Below are 6541 nucleotides of genomic sequence, written 5' to 3'. Positions count from 1 at the left end.
TCCCTGTCGTCGCGCCAGGGCGCAGTATCCTCCGCCAGACCGCTGCCTTTGGTCACTCGCGCCATGTCAGCCTCCGCAAAAAGTGACAGGATACGCCAGTAATGTCACAAGACAAGAGCTTTTACCACCCGCCACCGCCACCGCCACCGCCGCCGCCGCCCGATCCACCGCCACCGCCGGAAAAGCCGGAGCCGGAGGAGCTCGACGGCTGGGCAGCGATCATCGCGGCGCTCATGCCGGTAGCGACGCTGGAGACGGTGCTGGAAAAGCCGCCCGAGCCGGACGACCAGTCACGACCGGAATAGAAGCCCGGGTGGTAGCCGCCCTGCGCGTCAGCGACGGCGTTGCGGGCCAGTTCGCCCTCGAAGTGCTCGGACCACGGCTTTTCGACCCCGAGCGCAATGGCATAGGGCAGGATGCGCTCGAAGCGCTCGATGGTCATGGGCGGCTCGCCGACGATGTTGAGGCGGTTCTTCTCGGCGGTATCGAGATACATCTTGAAGCCGTCGATCTGGTCCATGAGCTTCCGGCCCTGCACGGTCGGCGCGCGCATCAGCACGGCGAAGACGACATTGACGAGCACGATCGAGATGGCGCCGATCAGCGGCCCGTCGAGCCGCAGTTCGGACAGAAAGCCCAGCGCCGTCGTGCCGAAATTGGCGCTGAAGATGATCAGCCAGATGGCGAGGATGATCTTGCCGAAGCCGGGGCTGGTCCAGAAGGTCGAGAGCACGGAAGCGAAGATGCCGATGGCGATGCCGCCCACGGCGGCGACCACCAGCATGACCGGATCGAGCATGTCGAGCAGCACGAGGCCGCCGAGCAGCGCCGCCGAGAGCGCGATGCCGAGCAGCACATAGCCGGTATTGTTGCGGAAATAGGCCTGCCGGTTCTCCGTCTCGATCTGCTTGACGAACTTGCCGCGCGTCTCGTTGAGCTTGGGGCCGTTGCTGGTGTTGACCGTGACGCTGCCCTTCGAGGCGAAATAGTCGAACACCAGCCGCTCGCCCTCGGGCAGGTCGGCCGGTGCCGCCTGGCCGGTGACCTTGACGGTCAGCGTCTTGCCCGGATTGTCGATGTGGACGAGGCCCTTGACCCCGAGGTCGAAGATCGCCGCGGTGAAGGCGGTCCAGCCCATCTTGTCCCAGCCCATCTTGTGGATGTAGTGGGTCAGGGCCGGCGACAGGCCCCTGGGGGCATGAAAGAGCGGGATGATGGTGCCCTTGGCCGGATCGCGCCCGACCGCGTTCCAGGCGAACAGGTTGTAGAGCAGCACCAGCCCTACGGCGAGGGCGGGGCCGACGAGGTCGCGATGATCGCTGAGCCACCAGCCGAGGCGCTGCGATTCGTCCGGGATCGCGAGGATGCCCTTCTGGAAGGATACCGCGACGCTCAGTCCCTCACCCGCCTCGAGCCGGCGCTGGCTGCGGAAGATGGCCTCGGTATCGGAGGAGCGCGTGGGGGTGACCGCCTGCTCCTGCGAGCCGGGCGGCCCGGTATAGCCGATCAGCCCCGAGATCACGGCGCCGTCGGGCAGGGTGACGCTCGCCACCGACTTCTCGATCGGGAAGTTCCAGTAGTTGCCGGTGACGTTCCAGAACAGTTCGTCGTGGTCCTCGAAGGCCCGCGCCATCCGGCTCATGCTGTAGCGGATGGTGTAGCGGTGCGGGCCGCGCGCGAGGAACACGTCGGCATCGCCGATGCGGATGCGCCTGATGCCGTCGCCGACCGTCTCGAGGGCGTAGGGCTCGACCTCGCCGTCGCGCGTGACCGACAGCACCTCGAGGGTCGAGCGCAGCCGCGAATTGTCCGCGTTGATCAGCTGGGTGGGGATGTCGCGGTAGATGCCCCGCCGGATCTCGATGCCTTCGGCGGTGACGTCGATGGTCTCGGTGACGTCGACCGAGCCATCGACATTGAGCCGGATGGCGGAGGCGAAGGAGGTGATGGTCTCGGCTGCGGCGGCGGGGAGGGCGAGGAGGAGGAACGAGAGCAGCGCGAGCAATGCGAGAAGCGCCATCGGCGCGTGATGCACCCCCCCTCCCATCCCTGCCGTTCGAGCATAGCTCTCAAGGCCTTTGTCGCTCAGATCGCTCCACTGGAGCGATCTGGCCTCCGGCCGCTCCAAAGCCCGCCGCGAGGGGGGAGGTGCAGAGCGGTGTTTGCGGCGTGGTTGCAGCCAGCCGCCGGCGGACACCCTCCCCCTGGCGGGGAGGGTCGGGGAGGGGGGCGCCGCTTGCTCGATCATTGCTCGCGGTCGCTCAGAACTTCACCGTCGGCACGGCGCGGTCGGCCTCGTTCTCGAGCTCGAAATAGTCGGACTTCTCGAACTTGAAGGCGTTGGCGATGACGTTGGACGGAAAGCTCTCGACCGCGGTGTTGAGGTTGCGCACGGCGCCGTTGAAGTAGCGGCGGGCCAGCTGGATCTCGTCCTCGACGGTCCTCAGCGCCGCCTGGAACTCGAGGAAGGTGGTGTTGGCCTTGAGGTCGGGATAGGCCTCGGCGATGGCGAGCAGCTTGCCGAGGGCGCCCGAGAGCGCACCCTCGAGGGCGCTGCGTTCGGCCGGGCCGGCATTGGCGCCGGCGGTCGCTGCGGCGCGGGCATTGGTGACCGCCTCCAGCGTCGCGCGCTCGTGCCCCATGTAGCCCTTGACCGTCTCGAGCAGGTTGGGGATCAGGTCGGTGCGGCGCTTGAGCTGCACGTCGATCCCCGACCAGCCCTCGTCCTTGAGCTGCCGCTTGGACACCAGGTCGTTGTAGATGAAGATGACGTAGCCGACGATCGCCACGATGATCGCCAGGATGACGAGACCGGTCATGAAGCCCTCCGCTTGCCGCGCACGCGGCCAAGACAGTGTCACCGCGGCCGCGCCCCTGCAATTGAATTGCTGTGCCTGAACCGGCAATGAACGCCACCGGCGACGGCGCTGCGGATGCCCCCCGGCGCCGCATAACCGGAAAGCGGTTACGCGAACGATTGAACCGAAATGCGGTTAAGTCTCGCTGTCGCGCGGCGTGTCGTCGCCGAGCAGGGGATCAGGCTTGTGCCGGCCGCGGCGGCGATAGGCCTTGGGATCGGCTTCGACCTTTGGCTTGAACTGGCCCTGTCGCAGGGCGCGCGCCGCGGCGTTGCGCGGGCGGGACTGCTTGCGGGTGAGCGGGATCTTCATCGCCTCATGCCTTGTCGGGCGCCGGCCCCGGTTCGCCTGTGGAACCCGGCTCGGTCGACTCCGCCGGCTGGTCGCCGGGGGCGTCGGGCTTGCCGTCGGAATCGACGATCACCACCGGCTCGATCGGGTCGGGCACGAGGATCTCGGTCTCGGGCGGGGGAGGCGGGGCGGGCTGGCGCGGGGTCTGCTGACCCTCGTCGGCGCGCGGATCGAGCGCCACGGTGCCCGGCGAGATGCCCTTCTCGGCGTTCATCGCCCGGAAGCGGATGCGCCCCCTCGTATCGCGGACCGGCCGCACCTTCATCCTGAGAAAGGCGGTGACGGCGAGCGCGCCGTGGAAGGTGGCGGTGACGATGAACAGCGCCACCGGGGCGATGGCATTCATCGCCCAGCTGGCAATCACCGGCCCGATGGCGAGCCCGACACCGAGGATCAGCAGCATGCCGCCGGCGACCCGGCCGAACTCGCCATCGCGGGCGAAGTCGTTGGCGTGCGCCACGGCAATGGCATAGAGCGGATAGGCGCCGAAGCCGTAGAGCCCGAACAGGATGAACATCAGCACCCCGCCGGCCGGGTTGATCAGCACGGTCAGTAGCCCGATGAAGGCGGCAAAGCCCGAGAGCCCGACGATCACCAGGCGCCGGTCGATCTTGTCGCTGAGCCGGCCGAACGGCGTCTGCGCCACCGCACCGACCACCGCAGTGACCGCGAACAGGTAGGCGATGGTCGAGGCATCGAGCTTCTGCTCGAAGCCGTAGACCGGGGCCAGGGTGCCGAACGTGCCGTTGGACATGCCGCAGGCGAAGGCGGCGATCACGGCAAGCGGCGAGGTCCTGTAGAGCAGGACCACGTCGAGCCGCGCCGAGGACATCGGCCTCGGCTGCGGCGTCGACGTGAGCGCAGTCGGCAGCACCGCACAGATGAAGCTTATCGCACCGACGACGAACGGGACATATCCCAAGGTACCCGTAATCGACATGGCCAGCTGGCCGATGGTGGAGGCCGCCATGTTGATGGTGACATAGATCGAAAAGATGGTGCCGCGGCTCTTGTTGTCGGCCACTTCGTTGAGCCAGCTCTCGACGATCATGGCGGCGCCGGCAAAGCAGAAGCCGGAAAAGGCGCGCAGCACGATCCAGCCGACATCGTTGATCCACAGCAGGTTGAGCAGGATGGTGACGGTGCCGATGGCCGCCATGATCGAGAAGGCGCGGATATGGCCGACGCGCTTGACCAGCAGCGGCACGGTGATCGAGCCGGTGACGAAGCCCACCGACCAGCCGGTGCCGATCAGGCCCAGCGCCAGCAGCGAGAAGTGCTCCTCGGCGCCGCGCACCGACATCAGCAGCCCCTGCAGGCCGCCGCCGAACATCAGCAGGGCCGAACCGATGAACAGGGCATAGATCTTCAGGGCGGAGGACATGGGGCGCTTTCTGCGTTCGCACGAGTCCGGCGGCGCTTGCCTGTCGAGTCGGACCAAATTCGGGCGGTCGAGGGGCCCTGCACCAAAACGGCGCTGCGTCGACGACCGACGAGAGACCCTAGTCCCTCGGAAAACCCCGCTCAATCCCCGAAAAACGCAATGCCCGCACTGTGGCGGGCATTTTGTCGAGCGCTACAGGGCTCAGACGCCGTTGTCTTCTGGATTAAACATTGTGTTCTCCTACGGTCGCACCCCCGTCGCGACCAGCACAGTTCGCCCGGCGCGATGCGGTTCGTCAATATGCGGTCGACGACTCAGCCGGCGGCGTCGAGGGCCTGCCTGAGGCTCAGCATGTCGGACCAGGCCAGCGCCTTCGAGGCCGGGGTGCGCAGCAGGTAGGCCGGGTGCAGCGTGGCGAGGGCGCGGACCGCGTGGCTGCCGACGACGAGGTCGCGCCACTGGCCGCGCATGCGCGTGATGCCGTTGGTGGTCTGGAACAGCGCCTTGGTCGGCACGTTGCCGAGCGTCACGAGGAATTTCGGAGCCACCAGTTCCACCTGGCGGATGAGGAACGGGGCGCACAGCGCCAGTTCCTCGGGCGAGGGATCGCGGTTGCCGGGCGGACGCCAGGGCACCATGTTGGCGATGTAGACCCGGCTGCGGTCGAGGCCGATGGCGCCCAGCATGCGATCGAGCAATTGCCCGGCGCGGCCGACGAACGGCTTGCCCTGCAGGTCCTCCTGCTCGCCGGGGCCCTCGCCGACCAGCATGATCGACGCCTCGGGATTGCCATCGGCAAAGACCAGCTGGGTCGCCCGCTTCTTGAGCAGGCAGCCGTCATAGGCGTCCATGGCGGCGCGCAGCGCCTCGAGCGTGCCGGCGGCGGCGGCAATGGCGCGCGTCTCGCCCGGATCGGACGACAGCGAGACGGCCACCTGCGGCGGAACGGCGGGCGCGGCGCTGGCGGGGACGCTCGCGCGCCTTGCCGGCAGCGACGCGGCGAAGCGGTCGACAGGCTCCTCGCCGACGGCGATATCCACCCCGGCGGCGCGATACCAGTCGAGCAGCGCAACCAGTTCGGCGGCGTCGGGCGGGGCAGGGATGGACATGGCCGAGTTATGTCACAGGCGAGCGCCAGGCGCCACACGCGGCGGGCCGCCGCCTGTCAAGCGGCGCTGGCCTTGCCGGTGCGCCGTGATAGGCTGTCCGGCACGGCCTCGATGCCAGGCTCTATGCAAGGGATGGGACAGATGCAGCTGGGCGCCTTTTCGATCAGCCTTGCGGTCAGGGACATCGCGGCGTCGCGCGACTTCTACACAAAGCTGGGCTTTCGCGAGCTGGGCGGCAACATCGAGCAGAACTGGCTGATCCTCACCAATGGCAGCGCGACGATCGGCCTGTTCCAGGGCATGTTCGAGCACAACATCCTGACCTTCAACCCGGGCTGGAACGCCGATGCGACGCCGTTCGACCCCTTCGACGACGTGCGCGACATCCAGAAGCGCCTCGAGGCGGAGGGCATCGCGATCGTGACGCGGGCCGATCCGGCGTCCAGCGGGCCGGCGCATTTCGTCATCCGCGACCCCGACGGCAACGAGATCCTCGTCGACCAGCATCGCTGAGCTGAATTGCGATCCGGTCGCCCTTCGTGCCATAGGGCGTCAGGCAGCAGCGAGGACGGGCCGTGAGCGAGCGCGAGAGCATCGAGACCGACGTGGTGATCGTGGGAGCGGGACCGGCGGGCCTTGCGGCGGCGATCCGCATCAAGCAGGTCGCCCCGGACCTTGCGGTGACCGTGGTCGAGAAGGCGGCGGAAATCGGCGGGCACATCCTGTCCGGCGCGGTGATGAACCCGGTCGGCATGGACGAATTGCTGCCGGACTGGCGCGACAGGGGCGCGCCGGCCGGTGTGCCGGTCGGCCGCGATACCTTCCACTTTCTCACCGCC

Annotated in this window: 7 protein-coding genes; 2 read left to right on the top strand and 5 right to left on the bottom strand. The window is 67.8% G+C overall.

Annotated elements, in window-relative coordinates:
- Nucleotides 1–121: 121 nt before the first annotated feature.
- The 5 genes from ACE3TU_RS17265 to ACE3TU_RS17245 form a co-directional block, all read right to left on the bottom strand.
- Complete coding sequence (locus ACE3TU_RS17265; RefSeq protein ID WP_374626429.1) at nucleotides 122–2020, bottom strand: DUF2207 domain-containing protein; 1899 nt, start codon at nucleotides 2018–2020, stop codon at nucleotides 122–124.
- A 241-nt stretch (nucleotides 2021–2261) separates the two neighbouring features.
- Nucleotides 2262–2819 (bottom strand): LemA family protein, encoded by a 558-nt coding sequence (locus ACE3TU_RS17260; protein WP_374626427.1) that lies wholly within the window; start codon nucleotides 2817–2819, stop codon nucleotides 2262–2264.
- A gap of 174 nt (nucleotides 2820–2993) precedes the next feature.
- Nucleotides 2994–3170 (bottom strand): hypothetical protein, encoded by a 177-nt coding sequence (locus ACE3TU_RS17255; protein ID WP_374626425.1) that lies wholly within the window; start codon nucleotides 3168–3170, stop codon nucleotides 2994–2996.
- Nucleotides 3171–3174: 4 nt separating this feature from the next.
- Entirely contained in the window at nucleotides 3175–4593 is a 1419-nt protein-coding gene (locus ACE3TU_RS17250; RefSeq protein ID WP_374626423.1) for an MFS transporter, read from the bottom strand.
- 314 nt (nucleotides 4594–4907) lie between these two features.
- On the bottom strand, nucleotides 4908–5702 hold the full coding sequence (locus tag ACE3TU_RS17245) for a uracil-DNA glycosylase family protein (protein WP_374626421.1): 795 nt from the start codon (nucleotides 5700–5702) through the stop codon (nucleotides 4908–4910).
- 141 nt (nucleotides 5703–5843) lie between these two features.
- Between ACE3TU_RS17245 and ACE3TU_RS17240 the strand changes: the two genes are divergently transcribed.
- Nucleotides 5844–6215, top strand: coding sequence for a VOC family protein (locus tag ACE3TU_RS17240; RefSeq protein ID WP_374626419.1), 372 nt, complete (start codon nucleotides 5844–5846; stop codon nucleotides 6213–6215).
- A gap of 62 nt (nucleotides 6216–6277) precedes the next feature.
- Nucleotides 6278–6541, top strand: a 264-nt coding sequence (locus tag ACE3TU_RS17235; protein WP_374626417.1) for an NAD(P)-binding protein, incomplete at its 3' end; no start/stop codon positions are given.

It is taken from the genome of Devosia sp., from assembly GCF_041917035.1.
GTDB lineage: Bacteria > Pseudomonadota > Alphaproteobacteria > Rhizobiales > Devosiaceae > Devosia_A.
This window is presented reverse-complemented; position numbering and strand designations above follow the sequence as displayed.

Bases quoted from the DNA above. Each gene is read 5' to 3' on its own strand.
- ACE3TU_RS17240 (WP_374626419.1), top strand. From the start codon at position 5,844: ATGCAGCTGGGCGCCTTTTCGATCAGCCTTGCGGTCAGGGACATCGCG.
- ACE3TU_RS17255 (WP_374626425.1), bottom strand. From the start codon at position 3,170: ATGAAGATCCCGCTCACCCGCAAGCAGTCCCGCCCGCGCAACGCCGCG.
- ACE3TU_RS17245 (WP_374626421.1), bottom strand. From the start codon at position 5,702: ATGTCCATCCCTGCCCCGCCCGACGCCGCCGAACTGGTTGCGCTGCTC.
- ACE3TU_RS17260 (WP_374626427.1), bottom strand. From the start codon at position 2,819: ATGACCGGTCTCGTCATCCTGGCGATCATCGTGGCGATCGTCGGCTAC.
- ACE3TU_RS17250 (WP_374626423.1), bottom strand. From the start codon at position 4,593: ATGTCCTCCGCCCTGAAGATCTATGCCCTGTTCATCGGTTCGGCCCTG.
- ACE3TU_RS17265 (WP_374626429.1), bottom strand. From the start codon at position 2,020: ATGGCGCTTCTCGCATTGCTCGCGCTGCTCTCGTTCCTCCTCCTCGCC.